The sequence below is a fragment of the Rhizobium sp. SVR5-9E genome, from assembly GCF_056755095.1.
This window is the reverse complement of the sequence record NZ_JBNDHS010000014.1, coordinates 43,637-63,788: the sequence shown is the minus strand read 5'-3', so window position 1 is coordinate 63,788 and position 20,152 is coordinate 43,637. Positions and strand designations below refer to the sequence as shown.

Here is a 20,152-nt window from a genome sequence, read left to right as displayed (position 1 = left end):
CCAATGAAAATGCGCCAGCCCAACGCCGCACTGGATGGACTGACGCATTGTTTGTGGAAGAACCGCCGGTTCTTGCTAAACTTATCGAGGGGTTGGTTTTATCCGTTTTGACAGTGCAAGATGATCGCCCGGCGAACTGCACTACTTAATGAACGGAAGATTTCAGACGTTGGATTTCGTCCTTGATGCGCAATTTTCTGCGCTTGCATTCCGCAATTTCCGCATCTTTTCTGGAGGGTGATGCCATTAGCGAATGTAACTCTTCCTCCAGAGCTACATGCTTTTTCTGGAGTGATTCAAGATGAGCTTCAACAGTCATTTGACCCTTCCTTCCTCTCGCCTTCCCCAGCCATCCATCGCTGGAGCTCAAGGCCTCAACGGCCGGACTGTGACATATTTTTGAATTATTGTCGAAGGCGAAAACGTGGTCAGTCGGCGGCAAATTCATGATCAACACTAACTAGCCGTTATCGCTATTTGGTGATAGGAGCTTGCGGAAATTATCGGCGAGCCGGACAACGGCCGAAGACGGGATTGGGGAATGCAAATGGCCGATCAGGAACAGGCGGAAATCAGGCTCATGGCGGCGCGCCTGCGTCAGGAGCACGAAGATTACGACACCGCGATCAATGCCATGATTGCCATGGGGTGCGACGCGCTGCGCATCCAGCGTATGAAAAAGAAAAAACTGGTCATCAAAGACAAGTTGACCAAGCTCGAAGACCAGATCATTCCGGATATCATCGCCTGAAGGGATAAGGCCGTTGACGCTGACAGACAGACCGCCCGTCGCCATCATCATGGGCAGCCAGTCCGACTGGGAGACCATGAAGAACGCCGCCGACACGCTGGAGGCGCTGGAAATCCCGTACGAAGCGCGCATTATTTCGGCGCATCGAACGCCGGATCGCATGGTAGACTTCGCCAAGAACGCGCGTGACGAGGGCTTCAAGATTATCATTGCCGGCGCAGGCGGTGCCGCCCATCTTCCGGGCATGACCGCCGCATTGACGCCGCTTCCGGTCTTCGGCGTTCCCGTGCAATCGAAAACGATGTCCGGCCAGGACAGTCTTCTTTCCATCGTCCAGATGCCGGGCGGCATTCCGGTTGGCACGCTCGCAATCGGCAAGGCCGGCGCCATCAACGCCGCGCTGCTTGCTGCCGCCGTGCTGGCACTTTCGGATGAGGATATTGCCGAGCGGCTCGATGATTACCGCGAGCGGCAGAGCGCCTCGATCGCCGAATATCCGATGGACAACCTATGACGGCAAGAACGATCGGGATTATCGGGGGCGGCCAACTTGGCCGCATGCTTGCGATGGCCGCTGCGCGGTTAAACTTCCGCACGATCATTCTCGAACCGCAGACCGATTGCCCGGCCGCCCACGTCGCGAATCACCAGATCGTCGCCGCCTATGACGATCCCGCGGCATTGGCCGAGCTGGCGAAGACCTGCGACGTCGTCACCTACGAGTTCGAGAATGTGCCGGTCTCGGCAGCCGAGGCTCTGGCGAAGAACATCCCCGTCTATCCCCCACCGAAGGCGCTCGAAGCAGCGCAGGACCGGCTCGTCGAAAAACGCTTCATCAACGACTGCGGCATTCCGACCGCGCGGTTCCACGCCGTCGATAGTCAAAGCGAGCTTGAAGCGGCCCTTGAGGATTTCGGCGGCCAGGGCGTGCTCAAGACGCGCCGCCTCGGCTATGACGGCAAGGGCCAGAAGGTATTCCGCTCCTCTGCCGACAGCGCGAACGGCGCCTATGCCGCTCTCGGCAGCGTGCCACTCATTCTGGAAAGCTTTATCCCCTTCGAGCGCGAGATTTCGATCATCGCCGCCCGCGCAACGGACGGCACCGCCGTCGCCTTCGATCCGGCGGAGAACGTGCATCGCAACGGCATTCTGCACACATCGACCGTTCCCGCGTCGATCTCCGATGCAACCGCCGAAGCGGCTCGCAGGGCAGCGGAAGCGATTCTCTCGTCGCTCGGCTATGTCGGCGTCATCGGCATCGAATTCTTCGTTCTTTCGGACGGCAGCCTGATCGCCAACGAGATGGCGCCCCGCGTCCACAACTCGGGCCACTGGACCGAGGCCGCCTGCATCATCTCGCAGTTCGAGCAGCATATTCGCGCCATCGGCGGCCTGCCGCTTGGTAACGCGGACCGCCATTCCGATTGCGTGATGCAGAACCTGATCGGCGACGATATTCTCAGCGTTCCGGATTGGCTGAAACGCCGCGACGCTTTCGTGCATCTCTACGGCAAGACCGAATCCCGCCCGGGCCGGAAGATGGGCCACGTGACTGTTCTAACGGCGAAAGCCTAGGTTTTGCCCGAGAAAACGCCTTCATGTAGTTGACACAGGCATGAGGCCGGGTTATCTGCACGGCCAACCTAAAGAGCGCGCTCCGAGCGCGCTTTTTGATTGTCTAAAGTACGGGCGAATGTGAAATTCCCCCCAGAGATCGCGGATCAGAAAAATGAAGATCAAGAATTCGCTCAAGTCGCTCAAGGCTCGCCATCGTGACAACCGTCTGGTTCGCCGCAAGGGCCGCATCTACATCATCAACAAGCTGAACCCGCGCTACAAGGCTCGTCAGGGCTGATTTAGCACGATCCGGATTGGCCAGCGCAATTGTGCGCTACAGGCTTTCCGGTAAGGTCGCTTAGGTGATCACGTCAAATTTTCTTTGATCTTCGGCGCTGGCGGGCTACATTGTCCGCCATGCGCTTTTTTGCTTTGACCTGTGCGGTCCTGCCGCTTGCTCTCGCTTTCGTTGCACCTTCCTTTCCCGCTTTCGCAGCAGAGAAGGAAGTCATTGCCGAACAGCCGGATGCCAGCGCCTCCCCCAAACAACGCCTGGACAACCTCTTCGCCCAGCTGAAGCGCGAGCGTGACCCGGACAAGGCAAGCAGCATCGCGGAAGAAATCCGCCTGGAATGGAACGATTCCGGCAGCGCCACGGTGAACCTGCTGATGCAGTGGGCCGACAAGGCGATCGAGGATAAGCGCAATGCCGCGGCTTTCGATTTCCTCGATCAGGCAATTGCGCTGAAGCCGACCTATGCCGAGAGTTGGAACCGCCGCGCAACGCTGAATTTCGCCATGGGCCATTACCGCAAGTCGATGTCCGACATCGAGCATGTGCTCGAGCTTGAGCCGCGCCACTTTGGCGCACTCTCCGGAATGGCCGCGATTCTCAGCAATTCGGAGAACGATCAGCTCACGCTAAAAGCCTGGGAGCGCTTCCTCGAGATCTATCCGGCAAATCGCGCAGCGCAGCAGCAGGCAAATACGCTTGCCGAAAAACTCGCCGGAAGCCCGACCTGATCTTGACGCTCGACCGGGCTGCACAATCTTACCCACGGTAGTGCAATTTTTGCCGGCTGACGCGATGCTTGCCGAAATTTCAACCCTCCTCGCTCCTGTCGCCGCCGCCATCGGCTACACGACTTACAAAGCCCGAAAGTTCGAACAGACCTTTCCGAATATTGGCGAACTCACCGATATCGGCGGCTACAAGATGAATGCCGTCCATATTCCTCGCCCCGGCACCGCCGATCTCCCGCCGCTGGTCTTTATCCATGGTGCATGCGGAAATCTGCTCGACCAGATCGGCGCCTTCCTGGTTCCGCTTGAAGGCCGCGCCGAAATGCTTTTCGTTGATCGTCCCGGGCACGGCTATTCGGAACGCGGTGGACCGGAGAACGCCTTTCCCTCAGGGCAGGCTGATGCGATCGCAAAGCTCATGGAAAGACGTGGGATCGAAAAGGCGATCATTGTCGGGCACTCCTTCGGCGGCGCAATCGCCGCAGCCTTCGGCGTCCGCCATCCGGAAAAGTCTGCCGGTCTCCTTTTCCTTGCCCCAGCCACGCATCCATGGCCCGGGGGCATCGACTGGTACTATCATGTCGCGACCTTGCCGGCGATTGGCTGGCTCTTCAATCACGCCATCGTCGTGCCGCTTGGGTTGTGGCGGCTGGAGCAAGCGACACTGAACGTCTTTCGGCCAAACCTGCGCCCTGCTGATTACATCGCGAAGACCGGCCCCTCTCTGGCGCTGCGTCCCAGAACCTTCCATGCCAACGCGGCCGATTTCACCAAACTGCTCCAGTATCTGAAAGCTCAATCGCCCCACTATCGCCGCATCACCGCACCGACGGTCATCATCACCGGCGACCGCGATGGCATTGTCTGGGAGCATCTGCACTCTCAGGGGCTCGCCCGCGACATTGCCGGCTCCGAGCTGGTGAAGATCAGCGGCGTCGGCCACAAGCCGGACTATCTCGCAACCGATGTCGCCATCGCCGCGCTCGAAAAGATTGCAGGCAAGCCACGCGACCTGCAGGCCGCTGCACGCATTGCCGAGCAACGGCTGTCGGCCGGCACGGCAATTGCCGTCTGAGCGGCCTTGCGCGCCGCGAAAACAGGACCATATCCCTCTCACAGTTTATCTATTGGAGGGGACATCATGGATTACCTGCGCGTCAGGACGATTTCGCTTTTCACTGCTTTTACCTTTACCTTTTTGCCGCTCGCACCTGCATACGCGGCCTCGCCGGCACCCGTAGAAGCCGAGCACGGCATGGTCGTCACAGCACAACATCTTGCAACTGATGTCGGCGTCGAAGTCTTGAAGGCTGGCGGCAATGCGGTGGATGCAGCCGTCGCAGTCGGTTACGCGCTAGCTGTCGTCTATCCGACGGCGGGTAATATCGGCGGTGGTGGCTTCATGACGATCCGCCTGAAGGACGGCAAGACGACCTTCCTCGATTTCCGCGAACGCGCGCCGCTTGCCGCCACCAAAACCATGTATCTGGATGCCAAGGGCGACGTCGTTCCCCGTGCCAGCCTGGACGGCTACCTCGCCGTCGGCGTACCGGGCTCTGTCATGGGCTTTGAGACCGCGCTCGAAAGATACGGCACGAAACCCCGCGCCGATTTGATGGCGCCAGCGATCCGCTTCGCCAGGGAGGGCTTTACACTGGAACAGGGCGACGCTGACACTTTCGCCTCAAGCGCCAAGCGGCTCGCAAAAGATGAAGCCACCGCAAAGATCTTCCTGAAGCCGGACGGCAAACCTTATTCCGCGGGCGAAAAGCTCGTGCAGCCGGAGCTTGCCGCCGTGCTTGCCAGCATTTCCGAAAAGGGCGCGGATGCCTTCTACAAGGCGGCACCTGCCGAGGCGATCGTCAAGGCAAGCCAGGCGAAAGGCGGCATTCTCGCGAAAGAAGATTTCGACCATTATAGTGTGCGTGAACTGAAGCCGATCGAGTGCAATTACCGCGGATACGACATCGTTTCGTCGCCGCCGCCGTCCTCCGGCGGCGTCATCATCTGCGAGATCCTCAACGTGCTCGAGGGTTACCCACTCTCCTATCTGGGATACGGTTCGGCCGAGACGGTCCATGCCATGGTCGAGGCCATGCGCTATGCCTATGTCGATCGCAACGCAGCGCTCGGCGACCCGGATTTCGTCGACAATCCGGTTTCGAAGCTTCTGGACAAAGCCTATGCCAAGGAAATCCGCGACAAGATCGATCGCTACGAGGCTGGCAAATCTGCGGATCTTAAGCCGCTAGGCGCCAAGGAAAGCGTCGAGACGACGCATTATTCCATTATCGACAACGACGGCAACGCGGTCGCCGTCACCTATACGCTGAACGGCTCCTTCGGCGCCGGTGTTGTCGCGCCGGGTACCGGCATCCTGCTGAACAACGAGATGGACGACTTCACCTCCAAGCCCGGCGTGCCGAACCTCTACGGCCTCGTTCAGGGCGAGGCTAACGCCATCGTGCCGAAGAAGACGCCGCTCTCCTCCATGAGCCCGACGATCATCTCCAAGGACGGCAAACCGTTCATGGTGATCGGCAGCCCGGGCGGCTCGCGCATCATCACCATCACGCTGGAAGCGATCCTGAACGTCATCGATTTCGGCATGGACATCAGCCAGGCTGTCAACGCACCGCGCATCCACCATCAATGGCAACCGGACAAGATCTATCTCGAACCCTATACCCTGTCGCCGGATACGATAAAGACGCTTGCCGCCATGGGCTACAGCTTCGACGATGGGAGCGGCCCGCCGCAATGGGGCCAGGCAGCCGGCATCCTTGTCGGCGGCAAGAGCCTTGCCGATATCGAGAAGGGCGGCGGCGCCCGCTACTACGGTGCGATGGACAGCCGCGCGACCGAGGGTTCGGCAAGCGGCTATTGAGCCGTCCGCCATCAGCGGATGCGGGCGCGTACATAGTCACCCCTGATGTTCACCAGGGGACGCGCGCCCGGGACGCTGGGGACGAGGCTGTCGATGTAGGATGCCTTGGCGGACACGGTATAATCGACCGGCACGTCCTTGCCGAAGCCGAGATAGGCATCGAGCGACTGAGCGGCGATCTCGATCGTCTCGTCGCGTCTGACGGCATTGTAAGTCAGGTTCGCCCGCACCGCCGCGCCGGAGATATCGACGCTGGAAGCATGGCCGTCGAGTGTGATGTCCGCCGCCTGTCCCGATGTGCCAAGGCTTGCGAAATCGCCGTTCAGCCTTGCCATGAAGGCTTGCTGCTCGATACGCACAGCACTGCCGGGCGGGATATTCGCTGAGAGTTCCGGCGCGCAATCGGCAATGTCGCTCCCGGCCGACATCGCCATATCGATCGTCAGCGTCGCTCCGTCGATCTGCACGCTGCTCTCGTCCTTGCAGACGTTGAAGAACCAGCTCGAATACCAGGATGAGAACCAGCCGCGGCGGCGGCCGCTGGTTGTTGCACGATAGGGCTCGTCCGGCCTTGTGGTGATCTTGATTGAGCTTGCATCGCCCCTGATGACGATCGTACGGATGCTGGAAATATCGAACGCCTCGCCGATCGGCTTGACGTCGGCGAAACTGGATATCAACGTCATGAAAAACAGAGGAATGGACAGGAATATTGGCATCGGCTTTCTCCTTGATGGCGCCGTCGAAGCGACCGGCCTGACCAAGGTGATGCCCCGCCTCCTTTATTGAGACCTCAATCGTGATCCGGGTCGCCCGCAATTGCGATCGAGGCCATTCTCTTGCTGATATCGAACCGTCGCATCCGGATGCCGCCTCATGATCTTCGTCCCGCTTCCCTTCGTGGTCGCCCTGCTGCTCTTCATCGTGCTCGCCCGCATGCTGCGGCAGGAGCGCTGGAGCGCCCCCGAGAAGCGCCCTTTCCTCCTTCTCATCGGCATCTATGCGCTGCAATCCGTGCTGATCGGAGTTCGCTGGGGCTACGACGTTCCCGCGATCATCCCGGCACAAGCCATTCTGGCGGCGATAATCGCAGCGCTTGCCTGGGTCAGCTTCCGGAGCTTGACTTTGGAAGGACCGCCGTCACTTGCGCGGATGTGGCCGCATGCGCTTCCGGCGATGCTGGTCGCCAGCCTGCTGGTGCTCTGGCGTGAGCCGATGGGACTTGTTCTGATCCTCATCTTTCTTGGTTATGGAGCCGCCCTGCTCTGGCTCGCGCGCCATGGCCCTGATGAACTGATCGCCTCGCGGCTGGATGGCGCGCTGCTTTCCTACCGTTCGCTTCTCATCACCGCCGCAGCGCTGATTGTGTCTGGGTTCAGCGACATTGTGATCAGCCTGGATTTCGACCGCAGCGGCGGCACTCATGCCGGCGCCATCGTCGCTCTCGGCAATGTCATCGCGCTTCTCATTCTTGGAGGCGCTGCGTCCATTGCGAGCGGTGGCCAACCGGTTGACGAGCAGAGCCTTGAGACGCCCGCCGTTCCGCTGATGCCGACGGAAGAAGATGGCGCGGTCGCAGCCTCCCTCGATGCGCTGATGCAATCCCGCGAGATCTATCGCGATGCCGAACTCAATCTCAGCCGCATCGCGCGAAAGATGAGCCTGCCCGCCCGTCGCGTTTCTATCGCCGTCAACCGCATCCATGGCATGAGCGTGTCGCAATATGTCAACGAGTTCCGCATCCGCTCGGCATGCGATCTACTTATCAAGACGGATGAACCGGTCACGCGTGTGATGTTCGATTCCGGCTTTATCAGCAAGTCGAACTTCAATCGCGAGTTCCTGCGCGTGACTGGCACAAGCCCGACCGAGTTCCGGCGGCGTGGCCTCGGTTCGGAAGTCCCTGCTCCCGCAAAGGCGCCGGCATTTGTGTCACCGTGACAAAATCTGCGTTCACAAGTTGTCGCAGGCATCCTATGCATGTGCGAAGCATCAGCCGAAAGAGCTCATAATGGCCAGCATTGAAATGATCGTCGCCGCTCGCGCCCGTCTCCGGGGTCACGCACGGCGCACCCCGCTTCTCTCCTCTCCATTCCTTGACGAGATTGCCGGACGGCGTGTCTTCGTGAAGGCGGAATGTCTGCAGCATACAGGGTCGTTCAAGTTCCGCGGCGGCTGGTCAGCCGTCTCCGGTCTCGATCCTGCGGTTCGCGAGAAAGGCGTCATTGCCTTTTCATCCGGCAACCACGCACAGGGCGTCGCACTTGCCGCGAAGCTGCATGGCGTGCCCTCGGTCATCATCATGCCATCCGATGCGCCGGTTCTTAAGATCGACAACACCCGTGCACTGGGTGCCGAGGTGGTGCTCTACGACCGTGCAAAAGAGGATCGCGATGCGATCGGCGCCAGGCTTTCGGCCGAGCGCGGACTGACCCTGATCAGGCCTTTCGATGAACCGCTGGTGATCGCCGGTCAGGGCACGACCGGGCTTGAGATTGCCGAACAGGCGGAGGAAGAAGGCGTGAAGTCGGCCGAGGTCCTCGTTCCCTGCGGCGGCGGCGGGCTGAGTTCCGGCATCGCGCTGGCGCTCGAAGCAAGTGCCCCGGGCTTCACCGTGCGGCCCTGCGAACCGAAAGACTTTGACGATACCACGCGTTCGCTGGCCGTCGGCAAGATCGTGCGCAACGCGGCAATGACAGGTTCGATCTGCGATGCGATCGTAACACCGGAGCCCGGCAAGATCACGTTCCCGATCCTGCAGCGGCTTGCGGGCGCGGGCATCGTCGTCACCGACGAGGAGGCGCTGAGGGCAATGGCGCTCGCATTCAAGCGGCTGAAGATCGTCGTCGAACCCGGCGGCGCGGTCGCTCTCGCTGCCGCGCTCTTCCATGGCGACGCGCTCGAAAGCGACAGCGTCATCGCCGTGACATCCGGCGGCAACGTCGACTCGCACATCTTTACCGGTGTTCTCGAGAAATACGGCTGAGGACGCGGCCTAGGCATTTTCCGGTATCTGCCGCGGCATCAGATCGGAGATCGCCTCGCGCACCGCCTGCAGCATGATGGAGGCAAGCCGCGACGTCGCCGGGCCGGGCTCCGCTTCGGCGCGATGAAGCACGAGGCCGAGCATCGGCAGTTCCGGCAACGCCGCCATCGAAGCCATCAACGGACTGACCTTCGAGGGCAGACCGATCGGCGTGCGGATTGTCGCGCCGAGCCCCGCCGCCGTTGCAGCCCACAACCCGCCAAGGCTGGGACTGACAAAGGCAAGCCGCCAGGGAATATGGGCCTTGTCCAATGCGTTCGTGGCAGCGGTTCGCAGGAGGCAGGGTGCCTCGAGTGCGGCAAGTGGCAGGGGTTCTTCGCTTGCGGCATGCCAGTCCAGCTTCCCTGAAGCAGGCCCGATCCAGCGCATGGGAAGATCGCCAATGCGCTCGCAATGCGCCGTCACAGTCCCATCGCTCCAGGCCAGCGCCAGGTCGAGCTTCCCGCTCGTCACCCGCTCGAGCAGCTCCGTGTTGCGAGCAACGCGTGCCTCGATCCGCACCTTCGGATGCGCGCGAGCGAATCGGCCGAGAACATCCGGAAGCAGGTTTTCACCAAAATCCTCCTGCAGACCAAGCCGTACCCAGCCTTCCAGCTCGACGCCGTGGACCGCCGCGGCCGCTTCGTCATTGAGTTCGAGCAGCCTCCGTGCATAGGCGAGCATCGTCTCGCCGGCTTCCGTCAGCGCCAGGCCGCGACCAGCCTTGCGGAAAATCGGCGTGCCCGCCTGTTCTTCCAGCTTCTTGAGCTGCGCGCTGACTGCCGATGTAGAGCGCCCAAGCCGATCTGCCGCCTTGGCGAAATTGCCAAGTTCCATTCCGGTCGAGAAGGTTCGCAGCACGTCGAGATCGAAGATCGTTTTGGGCACCGCCATAATCCCGTTTTTCTGGATGGTCAGTTCATAAAATTCTGATTTTATGCATAATCGTGTCGTGCGATGCTCCTCCTGTCAAGAACTTGCGACTAGGAGGCAGCCATGCCCTTCGTTCGAATCTCACTCCTGAAAGGCAAATCGCCGGATTATCTCCGTGCGCTTTCCGACAGCATCCATCGCGCCATGGTCGAAACGTTCAATGTTCCGCCCAATGACCGTTTTCAGATCATTCATCAGCATGAGCCAGGTGAGTTGATCTTCGACCGACATTATCTCACCGGCCCTCGCTCGGATGATTTCACGCTCATCGCCATCACTGCGGGAAAGCCGCGTTCGACGAAAACCCGGAAGGCCTTCTTCAAATGCGCGGTGGATCTGCTTGAACAGTCGCCGGGACTCAGGCCGAAAGACGTCATGATCGTCGTGACGACCACGTCACCGGACGAATGGTCGTTCGGCGACGGCGAGGCGCAGATGACCGTACCGGGCTGGGAACGTCGCGCCTTCCAGCCTTTGGAGACGTCCCGATGATCGCGATGCAATACAGTTTCACGCTGCCCTCAGACTACGACATGGCGATCATCGATCGCCGGATTCGTGACAAGGGGCCAATGCTCGACGCGTTCCCGAACTTGCGGTTCAAGGCTTATCTCAGCGCCCGCAAGGGCGAGTTCGGCAGCCGGGAAAACCTCTATGCACCATTCTATGTTTGGGAGCAGCCGGAGGGTGCCAGCGATTTCCTGACTGGCCCCGGCTTCGAGGCTCTGGCGCAGACGTTCGGCTGGCCCCAGGTAAGACACTGGATCGTGTGGAGTGCCGTAGTGACAGACCTAAAGGCCGCGAGGTTTGCGAGCCGCAACGTCCTACCGATCCCGCCCTATGCACCGCTTGCCGAGATCCGCAAGGAGGAAGACGCGCGATCAAATGCAGAAACAGCAGCCCGAGGCGGCGCGCTGGCGTCGATATCCGCCTTCGAGCCGTTCGGCTGGAGCCTTGTACGCTTCACACTCTATCGCGACATGCCGCTGATCGCCAACGACGACCAGATCTATCGCGTCGGCCACGTGTCCCTGCCATAGATCGGGAGGAGGCGCGCTCGCGCACCTCGCCTATTCGCGCCGTGGTCAGACCTACGCTGCCTTGTAACGTGCCGCAGGCGCGGACCGTGACAGGTTCGGCATCAGCGCCTGGCGCGCATCCTCGTAGGCCTTCAGCAACCCGGCGTCTTCGAGTGCCGGGATCGTTGCAAACTCGCCCTGGTCGAAACCGGCAAGAGCCGCGTCCACCATGTCTTCCGCCGGCATGACGATTTCTGTCGGCAGATGCTCGACCGGCGTGCCGGCAATACTCCAGAATTCGGTCGCGGTCGCTCCCGGCAGCACCGCCTGGACGCGGATGTTCTTGTCCGCCAACTCGTGCTTCAGCGACTGGCTGAAGGCGAGAACGAATGCCTTGCTGGCCCCATAGACACCGTTCAGGATCTCCGGCGCGATCGCGACGATCGATGCGATGTTGATGATCGCGCCGCCGCCGCGGGCCACAAACCCGGGCACGGCGGCATAGGTCAACCGCATCAGCGCCGTGACATTGAGATCGACCATCGCCTGCATCTTGTTCGCATCGGAGGCAAGCAGCGGTGCGGTGCCGCCGAAGCCTGCATTGTTGACGAGCATTGTAATACTTTGGTCCGACTTCAGCACGTGCTCGACGCGTGCGAGATCGGCCTTGCTGCCGAGATCGGCGGGGAGCGTTTCGACCGTCCTGCCCGTTTCCCTGGTCAGCTTCGTCGCGAGTTCCGAAAGGCGCTCGGCGTTGCGGGCGACAAGAATGAGGTCGTAGCCACGCTTTGCGAGCCGGTGGGCATAGATCGCACCGATACCTGACGATGCGCCTGTAACGAGGGCCGTGCCCTTGTGCTGATCGGTCATTGTCTTTTCTCCATGTTGCGCAACAGCACCTGCTGTTCGCTTGAAGGGAGTCATACGCTCGATTGCCGATGTCTTGAATGTCATATAGACCACCTTTTAGGACAAACGGAGTTTCGAGCCATGCAGCGTATTGCCGTCCTGCTTTTCCCGGGCTTCCAGATGATGAGCCTAGCCGCAATCTCCGCCTTCGAGTTCACCAACCTCGAACTCGACGAACAGGTTTACGACATCGCCTACCTCTCGGAGACCGGCGGACCGGTGCAGGGCTCGTTTGGCGTCACGATCGAGACCAGCCGCTTCGATGATCCGGCCTTCGATACGCTGCTGGTGTCGGGAGCCGTCGGCATCCAACTGCCGAGCCCAAAGGAGAGTGACTTCATCCGCAACGCCCTTGCCGCCTCCCGGCGCGTCGCATCGATCTGCACCGGCGCTTTCCTGCTGGCCGAGGCAGGAGTTCTGGATGGTCGCAGCGCCACGACGCATTGGCTTCTCGCCCGTGAACTGCAATCGCGCTACCCGAAGATCAAGATCGAGGAAGACCGCATCTTCATCATCGACGGCTCCGTGTGGAGTTCCGCAGGCATGACGGCCGGCGTCGATCTGGCGCTTGCCATGGTCGAGAAGGATCACGGCGCAGATGTCGCCCGCGCCGTTGCCCGCAAACTCGTCGTTTATCATCGCCGCGCCGGCGGCCAATCGCAGTTCTCAGCGCTGTTGGAACTGGAGCCTAAATCGGACCGCATCCAGAAGGCGCTTGCGCATGCGCGCAGCAACCTGAAGAATACGCTTTCCGTCGAGGAGCTGGCCGACGCGGCACATCTGAGCCCGCGCCAGTTCAGCCGGACGTTTCGGGCCGAGACTGGACAGTCGCCAGCAAAGGCGGTGGAGAACCTGCGTCTTGAGGCTGCACGGCTGATGATGGAACAGGGGCGGCATCCGATCGATGTCGTCGCCGCCGAAACAGGCTTCGCCGACCGCGAGCGCATGCGCCGAGCCTTCCTGCGCGCCTTCGGCCAGCCGCCGCAGGCAATCCGCCGCAATGCACTACGAGAGTTCACTGCCTAACGCACGCTCTATTGCCCGCTGCTGCGTAAAATCCGCACCCTGGATCAGGTGGCCGCCCGCCGGTAGAGCGCCAGCGATCCGGCAAGGGCGAGCATTGCACCACCGCTTATCCGGTCGAGCCACATGGCGCCGGAACTCTTGAGCAGGCGGACGGCCTGAGACCCGAAAGCTGCATATCCGAACATGATCACGAAATCGAGCGAGGCGAAGACGGCTGCGAGCACCGCATATTGAGCCGGCTGCGGTAGCGTTGGATCGATGAACTGCGGCAGGAAGGCCGAGAAGAAGAGATAACCCTTGGGGTTCGTCACCGCGACCATGAAACTTCTCGTCGCAATCGCGAGGGCAGAGGCAGTGCCGACGGCGCTCTCCGCTTGTTCCGCCGTATCGATGCTTCCCTTCGAGCGCAGCATCATGATACCCAGAAAGGCAAGATAGGCCGCGCCCGCATATTTCAGCACGGAAAACCAGAATTCGGAGGCTGCCAGCAACGCGCCGAGACCGATCGCCACAGCGCCGATTAGCACGAAGTCCGAAAGCACGGCGCCCGCCATGCCGGCGATAGCCCGGCGCGTACCATAGCGGGAGCCATTGGTCAGCGCGAGAAGCACGGTCGGACCCGGCGTCGCGATACCAACGAAGGAAACGGCAGCGAAAGCCAGAAGGGTAATGATATCCATGAGTGCCTCCCAACGCTCGGATATCGGAAGCTTGCATTTGCCGAGACTGCGAGCAAGCCGAAAAACAAAACGCCCGCCGCCTCGGAAGCAGCGGGCTCTTATTCATTCACTCAACCGGATCAGATGCCGCTCTGGCCGTCCGAACCAATATAGGCGATGCGGAGCATATTGGTCGCGCCCGGCGTTCCAAGCGGCACGCCGGCAGAAATGATGATGCGGTCGCCTGGCTTGCCGAAGCCCTCGCCAGCGACGATGCGGCAGGCCCGGTTGACCATGTCGTCGAGATCCGTCGCGTCATGCGTGACGACGCAGTGCAGGCCCCAGACGATCGCCAGACGGCGAGCCGTCTTGATGATCGGCGAAAGGGCAAGGACGGGCACCTGCGGACGCTCGCGCGAGGCGCGCAGGCCGGTGGTACCGGACGAGGTGTAGCAGACGATCGCAGAAAGCTTCAGCGTCTCGGCGATCTGGCGGGCGGCGAGCGAAATCGCATCGGCGCCAGTTGCCTCCGGCTGGGCGCGCTGGGCGTAGATGATGCCGGGATAATGCGGCTCGCGCTCAATGGCGCTGGCGATCGACGCCATCGTCGAAACGGCTTCGACCGGATAGGCGCCCGAGGCGGACTCAGCCGAAAGCATGACCGCGTCCGCACCTTCGAAGACGGCGGTCGCAACGTCCGATACCTCGGCGCGTGTCGGCACCGGAGAAGAGATCATCGATTCCAGCATCTGGGTTGCGACGACGACCGGCTTGCCGGAACGGCGGCAGGCGCGGATCAGCTGCTTCTGGATACCCGGAACGGACTCGAGCGGCATTTCGACGCCGAGATCGCCACGGGCGACCATCAATGCGTCCGAGAGTTCGATGATCTCTTCGATGCGCTCGATGGCCTGCGGCTTCTCGATCTTCGACATCAGGCCGACCCGGCCTCTGGCGATCTTGCGGACTTCCGCGAGGTCTTCCGGGCGCTGGACGAAGGAGAGCGCGACCCAGTCGACGTCGTCGGTCGCCAGAACGGCATCGAGATCGACGCGATCCTTATCGGTCAGAACACCGACGCCAAGCAGCGTGTCGGGCAGGCTGATGCCCTTGCGGTCCGAAATCTTGGTGCCGGAAATAACCGTCGTGACGATGCTCTTGCCGTCACACTTTTCGGCGCGCAAGGCGAGCTTGCCGTCGTCGATCAGCAGGCGATCGCCGGGCTTGACCGCTTCCAGGATTTCCGGATGCGGCAGAAAGACGCGGGTTGCGTCGCCGGGGGCGTCACTGTTGTCGAGGGTGAAGGTCTGGCCGGGCTTCAGATCGACCTTGGTATCGGCGAACTTGCCGACGCGAAGCTTCGGGCCCTGCAGGTCAGCCAGGATGCCGATCGGGCGGCCGGAGCGGGCCTCGACGGCGCGGATACGGCTGATCAGCATTCGCATCACATCATGGCTGGCGTGGCTCATGTTGATACGGAATACGTCAGCACCGGCCTGGTGGAGCTTTTCTATCACCGCTTCTTCACTGGACGCCGGGCCGAGCGTCGCCAGGATTTTTACTTTTCGATTACGCTTCATTAATTTGCGCTTTCCTGCGTACCGGGAGTGTCGGAGAGTTGGACCATCCAGCTGCCTTGGCGGCCGGTGTCATACTCCTTGAATCCCATCTTCTGATAACCGCGGGCATAGCAGTCCTGCACGCCCGTGATCTTAAACTCGTTCTCCGCTACGCACATCTGCACATCACCCGTCCATCGGCCTCCCCGGGCGGCGTCCTCAGCGTAGAGATAGTAATAGCGTGACTGCAATTCTCCTTCGATCAGCGTCGCGCAAGTCGTTGCCGGGACCTGCCACCAGCCTTCCGTGACCCACCCGTCCTTGCCACGGTATCCGATCGCGACGCCCACCAGGTTCTGCGTGCCGTTGCATACGCGGAAGTCTGCGTGCGCACTATCGGCAAGAAAGAATGGCGAGAAGGCAGCGAGTGAAAACAAGGCGAAACGGGCAAGCGGCCCGGACCGGGTGAGGAAACTTGGTGCGGCTTGCATCAACACGGCTTCCGAATGGCTCCCAGGTTATTCGTTGTCCGTGCCTTCTTGCGCCGCCATGGAACGAATGTCAACGCGATGCTAATCGATTATATTCCTTCATAACCTGCTCGTGAACGGTGACTTGCCCAGGCTGCAGCGCATCCCGCTTGAACCTGCCGCGGGCGCGTGCGATCAGTGGCGCGAGCGCCACATGACGATCGGCAATTCACGAATGAATCACTTCAATGCTTTTGAAATACTACCCGGGAATCATGACAGCGGCATGGTGATCCTCGGCGATCACGCCATGAATCGCCTGCCTGAACGTTACGGCAGCCTCGGGCTTCCCGAAGCCGCCTTTTCCCGCCATATCGCCTATGACATCGGCATAGAAGGCCTGGTGCGAAAGCTTTCCGCCAAACTCGGCGTTCCGGCCGTTCTCAGCGGCTTTTCGCGGCTTCTGATCGACCCAAATCGCGGTGAAGATGATCCTACGCTGATCATGAAGATTTCCGACGGCGCGATTATTCCAGGCAATCATCCCATCACCAGCGAGGAATGGAACTACCGCGTCGAGACGTTCCACCGGCCCTATCATGACGCGGTGTCCAAAACGATCGACAAGGTGGCCAATGCCACCAGCCGGGCGCCGCTCGTGCTGTCGCTGCATTCCTATACGAATGCCTGGAAAGGCATTCCGCGGCCTTGGCACGCTGCCGTCCTCTGGGACACCGATCACCGCGCCGTCGCCCCGCTGCTTGACATGCTGAGGCGCGATCCCGATCTGATTGTTGGCGATAACGAACCTTATGACGGCGCACTGAAGGGCGACACGATGTACCGGCATTGCATGCTGACCGGCATACCGCATGCCCTGCTTGAGGTTCGTCAGGATCTGATTGGAAGCGAGGCCGGCATTTCCAAGTGGGCCGAACGCCTGGCTCCGATCTTCGAGGCCATGAATGCCGATCCGGCGCTGCACGACTATAATGTGCATGTGTCGCGCACCGGCCCTTACGAATGAAGGAGAGCGAAATGACCGCACTCAGCAAGGAACAGCAGACAGAATTCGAGGCAGCCGCCTTCCGCCGGCTTGTGCAGCATCTGCGCGAACGCACCGACGTTCAGAACATCGACCTGATGAATCTCGGCGGCTTCTGCCGCAACTGCCTTTCGAACTGGTATCGTGAAGCCGCCGAAGCCGAGGGCGTGCCGCTGACCAAGGACGAATCGCGCGAGATCGTCTACGGCATGCCGTACGAAGATTGGAAGAACCTCCACCAGAACGAGGCTTCGCCTGTGCAAAAGGCCGCTTTTGAGCTGAACAATCCGCACAAATAGGCCTGCGAACAGCAAAGCGGCTTGACCATGACGCTGCTTCGCGGCAGTCACGTGCATCCCAATCGATCATCCGGAAATCAGGAGAACACGATGTCTGATGCACATGGCGTCGCCCGCGACCAGCTTCGCGCGTTTGTCGAGCGTATTGAACGCCTGGAAGAAGAAAAGAAGACCATCGCCGACGACATCAAGGACGTCTATGGCGAAGCCAAGGGCATGGGCTTCGATACGAAAATCCTGAAGAAGGTTGTTGCTCTTCGCAAGAAGGACGAGCAGGAGCGAATGGAAGAGGATGCGATCCTCGATACCTACCTGCACGCACTCGGCATGATCGAGTCCCCGCCAGAAGCCTGAGCACCGGCCATATTCCAGCTTTTCGAAAGCCGCCGATTTTCGGCGGCTTTTCTTTTGGAAGGGCGCCCTTTCACCAGCCCACGCAGGTTCGCGGGACAACTACCGTCCGTCATCTCGCAGGCGCGACAGGATTTCGATCAGTCGCGGCGCCATTTCCCGCACCTCGTGCAGATGGATTGCGCTGAGCCGCAGCAGGATGTCCTCGGCCTTTCGCGTAAGCTTCAGCGTCTGTCGCCGCCTGTCTTCGGAATCCGTCTCGCGCTGCACGTAGGCAGAGGCAATGAGGCGACCGACGAGTTCGGTCGCGGTATGCGGGGCGATAAGTAGCCGCTCTGCCAGCATGCCGACGGTCATGACCTCGCCTTCAGGCAGGCCCTTGATCGCCAGCAGCGCCTGATGCTGCTGCGGTGGCAGTCCCTCTTCCTGCGCGGCCGAGGTACTGAAATCCATGAACTTGCGGAGTGCGTATCGCAAGGCCGCAAGGGCTTCGTAGTCGGCTTGAGTGAGTTGGACTTTCGGTCGCTTCGTCATTCCCCGGCTTTCGTCTTTGATCGGTGCATGCATCTATCTGCGCCAACTCGCATTGATCCTGCAAGATGCGACGGAATCGAGCGCGGCCGAAGCCGCACCGATCGACGCCTGCCTCCTCTCTGCGGCGGTCTCCGATATTCTTCGCCGTCGTTGTTGATTTATATCGTGATACGATATATCGACTGCCGCCGCTGACACTTTTTTTTGCAGGTGGACCACCATGATCGAACTTAACCGACCGTCAAAAGCCCGCGACTTCACCGGGGGCCTGTCCCGCCGGGAGGCCGGCGATTTCACCACGGACCGCCGCGTCCTGCTTCTGGTGGGCATGGCAGTAATCGTTGGAACGGGCGGCGCTTTCGCAGCATGGGTATTGGTCAGCCTCATTGCCCTCGTGACGAATGTCGTCTGGTTCGGCCATATGAGCATTGTGGCGCCGAGTTTCGTCGACCTGCCGCGCTCGGCCTGGATGGTCGCCGCACCCGTCCTCGGCGGTCTTGTCATCGGCTTGATGGCGCGCTTCGGTTCGGAAAAGATCAGGGGACACGGTATTCCGGAGGCGATCGAAGCGATTCTGATCGGCGGAAGCCGTATGTCGCCCAAGGTTGCGGTCCTGAAGCCGCTGTCGTCGGCGATCTCCATCGGCACCGGCGGCCCCTTCGGTGCGGAAGGTCCCATTATCATGACGGGCGGCGCGATCGGATCGCTCTTCGCGCAGTTCTTCCACATGAGTTCCGCCGAACGCAAGACGCTGCTCGTTGCCGGCGCCGCCGCGGGCATGACGGCGATCTTCGGCTCTCCCATTGCCGCCGTCATGCTGGCCGTCGAGCTGCTGCTGTTCGAATGGAAGCCGCGCAGCTTCATTCCCGTTGCCGTCGCCGCCTGCGTCTCCATTTCCTGGCGCCCGTTCCTTTTTGGCGCCGGCCCTCTGTTCCCGACGCATTTCCAGGTGGCGTTGCCCTGGTGGGGAATCTTTCTATGTGCGGCAATGGGGATCGTCTCCGGCCTGCAATCCGGATTGCTGACGACCCTGCTCTACAAGATCGAGGACGCCTTCGAGAAACTGCCCATCCATTGGATGTGGTGGCCCGCCCTCGGTGGTCTCGTCGTCGGGTTGGGCGGCCTGATCGAGCCCCGCGCGCTCGGCGTCGGCTACGACATCATCTCGGATCTTCTGGCAAGCCACATCGTGGCAAAGGCCGTCATCGCGATCCTCCTGGTAAAGGCGGGCATCTGGCTGGTGGCCCTGTCTTCCGGAACATCCGGCGGCGTGCTCGCGCCGCTCCTCATTCTGGGCGGCGCGCTCGGCTGGCTGGTGGGTCTTGCCTTTCCGGGCGAACCGGGCTTCTGGGCATTGCTCGGCATGGCCGCGATGATGGGTGGAACAATGCGCGCCCCGCTGACCGGAACATTCTTTGCCGTGGAGATCACCGGTGATGTCAGCACCCTCATTCCCCTGCTCGCGGCGACCGTCGTTGCCTATGCCGTCACGGTCCTGCTCCTTCGTCGCTCTATCCTGACCGAGAAGATCGCAAGACGCGGCCAGCACATCACCCGTGAATACGGGATCGATCCGTTCGAGCTCACCCGCGCCGGCGACATCATGATCCAGGAGGTCGATAGCCTTCCGGCATCCCTGACCGTCGGCGAGGCCTGCGATTTCTTTTCATCCGGCGCCAAGACCCATCGCATCTACCCGGTCGTCGAAGCGGACGGAACCTTGGTCGGCATGGTCTCGCGTGCGGACGCCCTGACCTGGGAGCGCGACGGAACACTCGGCAAGGAGACCTTGTCCGAGCGGATTTCTGACGCTTCGCTTCCCGTCGGGCATATCGACGACACTGTCGGTTTCATCGCGGATCTGATGCTGGCGAGCGATGCCGGCCGGATTCCGATCGTCGAGAGGGAAACGGGCAAGCTCATCGGTTTGATTGCGCGCAAGGATCTGCTGCGGCTGAGAAGCGCGCTGCGCTCCGACGAATCCGAGAGGCGCCCTTACTTGGGGCCTAGGCCGATGAAGGCCGGTCAAACCCGGTAACAGGAGATGACGAGAAACCGCTGAAGGTCACAGCCTGTGTAAACGAAAACCGCCGGATCACTCCGGC

General features: G+C 61.0%; 24 protein-coding genes. 16 read left to right on the top strand and 8 right to left on the bottom strand.

The genetic code is table 11. The features are described from left to right. Positions 1-145: 145 nt before the first annotated feature. Positions 146-319 (bottom strand): YdcH family protein, encoded by a 174-nt coding sequence (locus ACPYOJ_RS09835; RefSeq protein WP_481416073.1) that lies wholly within the window; start codon positions 317-319, stop codon positions 146-148. 228 nt (positions 320-547) lie between these two features. On the opposite strand from ACPYOJ_RS09835, the gene ACPYOJ_RS09830 reads away from it, so the two are divergent. The 7 genes from ACPYOJ_RS09830 (at position 548) to ggt (ending at position 6,218) form a co-directional block, all read left to right on the top strand. Continuing rightward, on the top strand, positions 548-751 hold the full coding sequence (locus ACPYOJ_RS09830; protein ID WP_481416072.1) for a YdcH family protein: 204 nt from the start codon (positions 548-550) through the stop codon (positions 749-751). Positions 752-770: 19 nt separating this feature from the next. Continuing rightward, positions 771-1,265, top strand: coding sequence for a 5-(carboxyamino)imidazole ribonucleotide mutase (gene purE, locus ACPYOJ_RS09825; protein ID WP_481416094.1), 495 nt, complete (start codon positions 771-773; stop codon positions 1,263-1,265). Next, the gene (locus tag ACPYOJ_RS09820; protein ID WP_481416071.1) at positions 1,262-2,326 is read left to right on the top strand and encodes a 5-(carboxyamino)imidazole ribonucleotide synthase; all 1,065 of its coding nucleotides are present in this window, start codon (positions 1,262-1,264) and stop codon (positions 2,324-2,326) included. Before purE ends, ACPYOJ_RS09820 begins: the two co-directional genes overlap by 4 nt. A gap of 154 nt (positions 2,327-2,480) precedes the next feature. Next, positions 2,481-2,606, top strand: coding sequence for a type B 50S ribosomal protein L36 (gene ykgO, locus ACPYOJ_RS09815; RefSeq protein ID WP_003582204.1), 126 nt, complete (start codon positions 2,481-2,483; stop codon positions 2,604-2,606). Positions 2,607-2,716: 110 nt separating this feature from the next. After that, a complete protein-coding gene (locus tag ACPYOJ_RS09810; RefSeq protein WP_168831512.1) occupies positions 2,717-3,331 on the top strand; it encodes a tetratricopeptide repeat protein in 615 nt (204 codons plus the stop codon). 64 nt (positions 3,332-3,395) lie between these two features. Next, the gene (locus tag ACPYOJ_RS09805) at positions 3,396-4,406 is read left to right on the top strand and encodes an alpha/beta fold hydrolase (protein ID WP_481416070.1); all 1,011 of its coding nucleotides are present in this window, start codon (positions 3,396-3,398) and stop codon (positions 4,404-4,406) included. A gap of 66 nt (positions 4,407-4,472) precedes the next feature. Continuing rightward, positions 4,473-6,218 carry a gamma-glutamyltransferase gene (gene ggt, locus ACPYOJ_RS09800; protein WP_481416069.1) on the top strand — a complete coding sequence of 582 codons (1,746 nt, stop codon included), beginning with the start codon at positions 4,473-4,475 and terminating at the stop codon, positions 6,216-6,218. A gap of 11 nt (positions 6,219-6,229) precedes the next feature. On the opposite strand, the gene ACPYOJ_RS09795 is transcribed toward ggt, so the two are convergent. Beyond that, a complete protein-coding gene (locus ACPYOJ_RS09795) occupies positions 6,230-6,937 on the bottom strand; it encodes a hypothetical protein (RefSeq protein ID WP_481416068.1) in 708 nt (235 codons plus the stop codon). A 157-nt stretch (positions 6,938-7,094) separates the two neighbouring features. On the opposite strand from ACPYOJ_RS09795, the gene ACPYOJ_RS09790 reads away from it, so the two are divergent. Next, positions 7,095-8,159, top strand: a complete 1,065-nt coding sequence (locus tag ACPYOJ_RS09790; RefSeq protein WP_481416067.1) for a helix-turn-helix domain-containing protein — start codon at positions 7,095-7,097, stop codon at positions 8,157-8,159. A 70-nt stretch (positions 8,160-8,229) separates the two neighbouring features. Next, positions 8,230-9,204 (top strand): threonine ammonia-lyase, encoded by a 975-nt coding sequence (locus ACPYOJ_RS09785; protein ID WP_481416066.1) that lies wholly within the window; start codon positions 8,230-8,232, stop codon positions 9,202-9,204. A gap of 9 nt (positions 9,205-9,213) precedes the next feature. On the opposite strand, the gene ACPYOJ_RS09780 is transcribed toward ACPYOJ_RS09785, so the two are convergent. Beyond that, positions 9,214-10,131 (bottom strand): LysR substrate-binding domain-containing protein, encoded by a 918-nt coding sequence (locus ACPYOJ_RS09780; RefSeq protein WP_481416093.1) that lies wholly within the window; start codon positions 10,129-10,131, stop codon positions 9,214-9,216. 108 nt (positions 10,132-10,239) lie between these two features. Here ACPYOJ_RS09780 and ACPYOJ_RS09775 point away from each other — a divergent pair, with 108 nt between their 5' ends. Both ACPYOJ_RS09775 and ACPYOJ_RS09770 read left to right on the top strand, forming a co-directional pair. Further along, positions 10,240-10,668, top strand: coding sequence for a tautomerase family protein (locus ACPYOJ_RS09775; RefSeq protein ID WP_481416065.1), 429 nt, complete (start codon positions 10,240-10,242; stop codon positions 10,666-10,668). Then, positions 10,665-11,216, top strand: coding sequence for a DUF4865 family protein (locus ACPYOJ_RS09770; RefSeq protein WP_481416064.1), 552 nt, complete (start codon positions 10,665-10,667; stop codon positions 11,214-11,216). Before ACPYOJ_RS09775 ends, ACPYOJ_RS09770 begins: the two co-directional genes overlap by 4 nt. Before the next feature lie 51 nt (positions 11,217-11,267). Here ACPYOJ_RS09770 and ACPYOJ_RS09765 read toward each other — a convergent pair whose 3' ends face one another. Continuing rightward, positions 11,268-12,065: an SDR family NAD(P)-dependent oxidoreductase gene (locus ACPYOJ_RS09765; protein ID WP_481416063.1), complete on the bottom strand. Its 798-nt coding sequence runs from the start codon at positions 12,063-12,065 to the stop codon at positions 11,268-11,270. 120 nt (positions 12,066-12,185) lie between these two features. Between ACPYOJ_RS09765 and ACPYOJ_RS09760 the strand changes: the two genes are divergently transcribed. Continuing rightward, entirely contained in the window at positions 12,186-13,130 is a 945-nt protein-coding gene (locus ACPYOJ_RS09760) for a GlxA family transcriptional regulator (protein ID WP_481416062.1), read from the top strand. Positions 13,131-13,174: 44 nt separating this feature from the next. Here the strand turns inward: ACPYOJ_RS09760 and ACPYOJ_RS09755 are convergent, their stop codons facing one another. The 3 genes from ACPYOJ_RS09755 to ACPYOJ_RS09745 all read right to left on the bottom strand — a co-directional run bounded on the left by ACPYOJ_RS09755 (position 13,175) and on the right by ACPYOJ_RS09745 (position 15,839). Continuing rightward, positions 13,175-13,810 carry a LysE family translocator gene (locus ACPYOJ_RS09755; protein WP_481416061.1) on the bottom strand — a complete coding sequence of 212 codons (636 nt, stop codon included), beginning with the start codon at positions 13,808-13,810 and terminating at the stop codon, positions 13,175-13,177. A gap of 119 nt (positions 13,811-13,929) precedes the next feature. Then, the gene (gene pyk, locus ACPYOJ_RS09750; protein ID WP_481416060.1) at positions 13,930-15,369 is read right to left on the bottom strand and encodes a pyruvate kinase; all 1,440 of its coding nucleotides are present in this window, start codon (positions 15,367-15,369) and stop codon (positions 13,930-13,932) included. Then, positions 15,369-15,839, bottom strand: coding sequence for a DUF1036 domain-containing protein (locus tag ACPYOJ_RS09745; RefSeq protein WP_481416059.1), 471 nt, complete (start codon positions 15,837-15,839; stop codon positions 15,369-15,371). Before ACPYOJ_RS09745 ends, pyk begins: the two co-directional genes overlap by 1 nt. Before the next feature lie 214 nt (positions 15,840-16,053). Here ACPYOJ_RS09745 and ACPYOJ_RS09740 point away from each other — a divergent pair, with 214 nt between their 5' ends. The 3 genes from ACPYOJ_RS09740 (at position 16,054) to ACPYOJ_RS09730 (ending at position 17,516) form a co-directional block, all read left to right on the top strand. Beyond that, entirely contained in the window at positions 16,054-16,845 is a 792-nt protein-coding gene (locus ACPYOJ_RS09740; protein WP_481416058.1) for an N-formylglutamate amidohydrolase, read from the top strand. A gap of 11 nt (positions 16,846-16,856) precedes the next feature. After that, positions 16,857-17,162: a DUF1244 domain-containing protein gene (locus tag ACPYOJ_RS09735; protein WP_168831498.1), complete on the top strand. Its 306-nt coding sequence runs from the start codon at positions 16,857-16,859 to the stop codon at positions 17,160-17,162. Positions 17,163-17,252: 90 nt separating this feature from the next. Continuing rightward, positions 17,253-17,516: a DUF2312 domain-containing protein gene (locus ACPYOJ_RS09730; RefSeq protein WP_168831497.1), complete on the top strand. Its 264-nt coding sequence runs from the start codon at positions 17,253-17,255 to the stop codon at positions 17,514-17,516. A 99-nt stretch (positions 17,517-17,615) separates the two neighbouring features. Here the strand turns inward: ACPYOJ_RS09730 and ACPYOJ_RS09725 are convergent, their stop codons facing one another. Continuing rightward, positions 17,616-18,047 (bottom strand): MarR family winged helix-turn-helix transcriptional regulator, encoded by a 432-nt coding sequence (locus ACPYOJ_RS09725; RefSeq protein ID WP_481416057.1) that lies wholly within the window; start codon positions 18,045-18,047, stop codon positions 17,616-17,618. 220 nt (positions 18,048-18,267) lie between these two features. On the opposite strand from ACPYOJ_RS09725, the gene ACPYOJ_RS09720 reads away from it, so the two are divergent. Next, complete coding sequence (locus ACPYOJ_RS09720; RefSeq protein WP_481416056.1) at positions 18,268-20,085, top strand: chloride channel protein; 1,818 nt, start codon at positions 18,268-18,270, stop codon at positions 20,083-20,085. Positions 20,086-20,152: the final 67 nt, after the last annotated feature.

Bases quoted from the DNA above. Each gene is read 5' to 3' on its own strand.
- ACPYOJ_RS09835 (WP_481416073.1), bottom strand. From the start codon at position 319: ATGACTGTTGAAGCTCATCTTGAATCACTCCAGAAAAAGCATGTAGCT.
- ACPYOJ_RS09830 (WP_481416072.1), top strand. From the start codon at position 548: ATGGCCGATCAGGAACAGGCGGAAATCAGGCTCATGGCGGCGCGCCTG.
- ACPYOJ_RS09820 (WP_481416071.1), top strand. From the start codon at position 1,262: ATGACGGCAAGAACGATCGGGATTATCGGGGGCGGCCAACTTGGCCGC.
- ykgO (WP_003582204.1), top strand. From the start codon at position 2,481: ATGAAGATCAAGAATTCGCTCAAGTCGCTCAAGGCTCGCCATCGTGAC.
- ACPYOJ_RS09805 (WP_481416070.1), top strand. From the start codon at position 3,396: ATGCTTGCCGAAATTTCAACCCTCCTCGCTCCTGTCGCCGCCGCCATC.
- ggt (WP_481416069.1), top strand. From the start codon at position 4,473: ATGGATTACCTGCGCGTCAGGACGATTTCGCTTTTCACTGCTTTTACC.
- ACPYOJ_RS09795 (WP_481416068.1), bottom strand. From the start codon at position 6,937: ATGCCAATATTCCTGTCCATTCCTCTGTTTTTCATGACGTTGATATCC.
- ACPYOJ_RS09790 (WP_481416067.1), top strand. From the start codon at position 7,095: ATGATCTTCGTCCCGCTTCCCTTCGTGGTCGCCCTGCTGCTCTTCATC.
- ACPYOJ_RS09785 (WP_481416066.1), top strand. From the start codon at position 8,230: ATGGCCAGCATTGAAATGATCGTCGCCGCTCGCGCCCGTCTCCGGGGT.
- ACPYOJ_RS09775 (WP_481416065.1), top strand. From the start codon at position 10,240: ATGCCCTTCGTTCGAATCTCACTCCTGAAAGGCAAATCGCCGGATTAT.
- ACPYOJ_RS09770 (WP_481416064.1), top strand. From the start codon at position 10,665: ATGATCGCGATGCAATACAGTTTCACGCTGCCCTCAGACTACGACATG.
- ACPYOJ_RS09765 (WP_481416063.1), bottom strand. From the start codon at position 12,065: ATGACCGATCAGCACAAGGGCACGGCCCTCGTTACAGGCGCATCGTCA.
- ACPYOJ_RS09760 (WP_481416062.1), top strand. From the start codon at position 12,186: ATGCAGCGTATTGCCGTCCTGCTTTTCCCGGGCTTCCAGATGATGAGC.
- ACPYOJ_RS09755 (WP_481416061.1), bottom strand. From the start codon at position 13,810: ATGGATATCATTACCCTTCTGGCTTTCGCTGCCGTTTCCTTCGTTGGT.
- pyk (WP_481416060.1), bottom strand. From the start codon at position 15,369: ATGAAGCGTAATCGAAAAGTAAAAATCCTGGCGACGCTCGGCCCGGCG.
- ACPYOJ_RS09745 (WP_481416059.1), bottom strand. From the start codon at position 15,839: ATGCAAGCCGCACCAAGTTTCCTCACCCGGTCCGGGCCGCTTGCCCGT.
- ACPYOJ_RS09740 (WP_481416058.1), top strand. From the start codon at position 16,054: ATGAATCACTTCAATGCTTTTGAAATACTACCCGGGAATCATGACAGC.
- ACPYOJ_RS09735 (WP_168831498.1), top strand. From the start codon at position 16,857: ATGACCGCACTCAGCAAGGAACAGCAGACAGAATTCGAGGCAGCCGCC.
- ACPYOJ_RS09730 (WP_168831497.1), top strand. From the start codon at position 17,253: ATGTCTGATGCACATGGCGTCGCCCGCGACCAGCTTCGCGCGTTTGTC.
- ACPYOJ_RS09725 (WP_481416057.1), bottom strand. From the start codon at position 18,047: ATGACGAAGCGACCGAAAGTCCAACTCACTCAAGCCGACTACGAAGCC.
- ACPYOJ_RS09720 (WP_481416056.1), top strand. From the start codon at position 18,268: ATGATCGAACTTAACCGACCGTCAAAAGCCCGCGACTTCACCGGGGGC.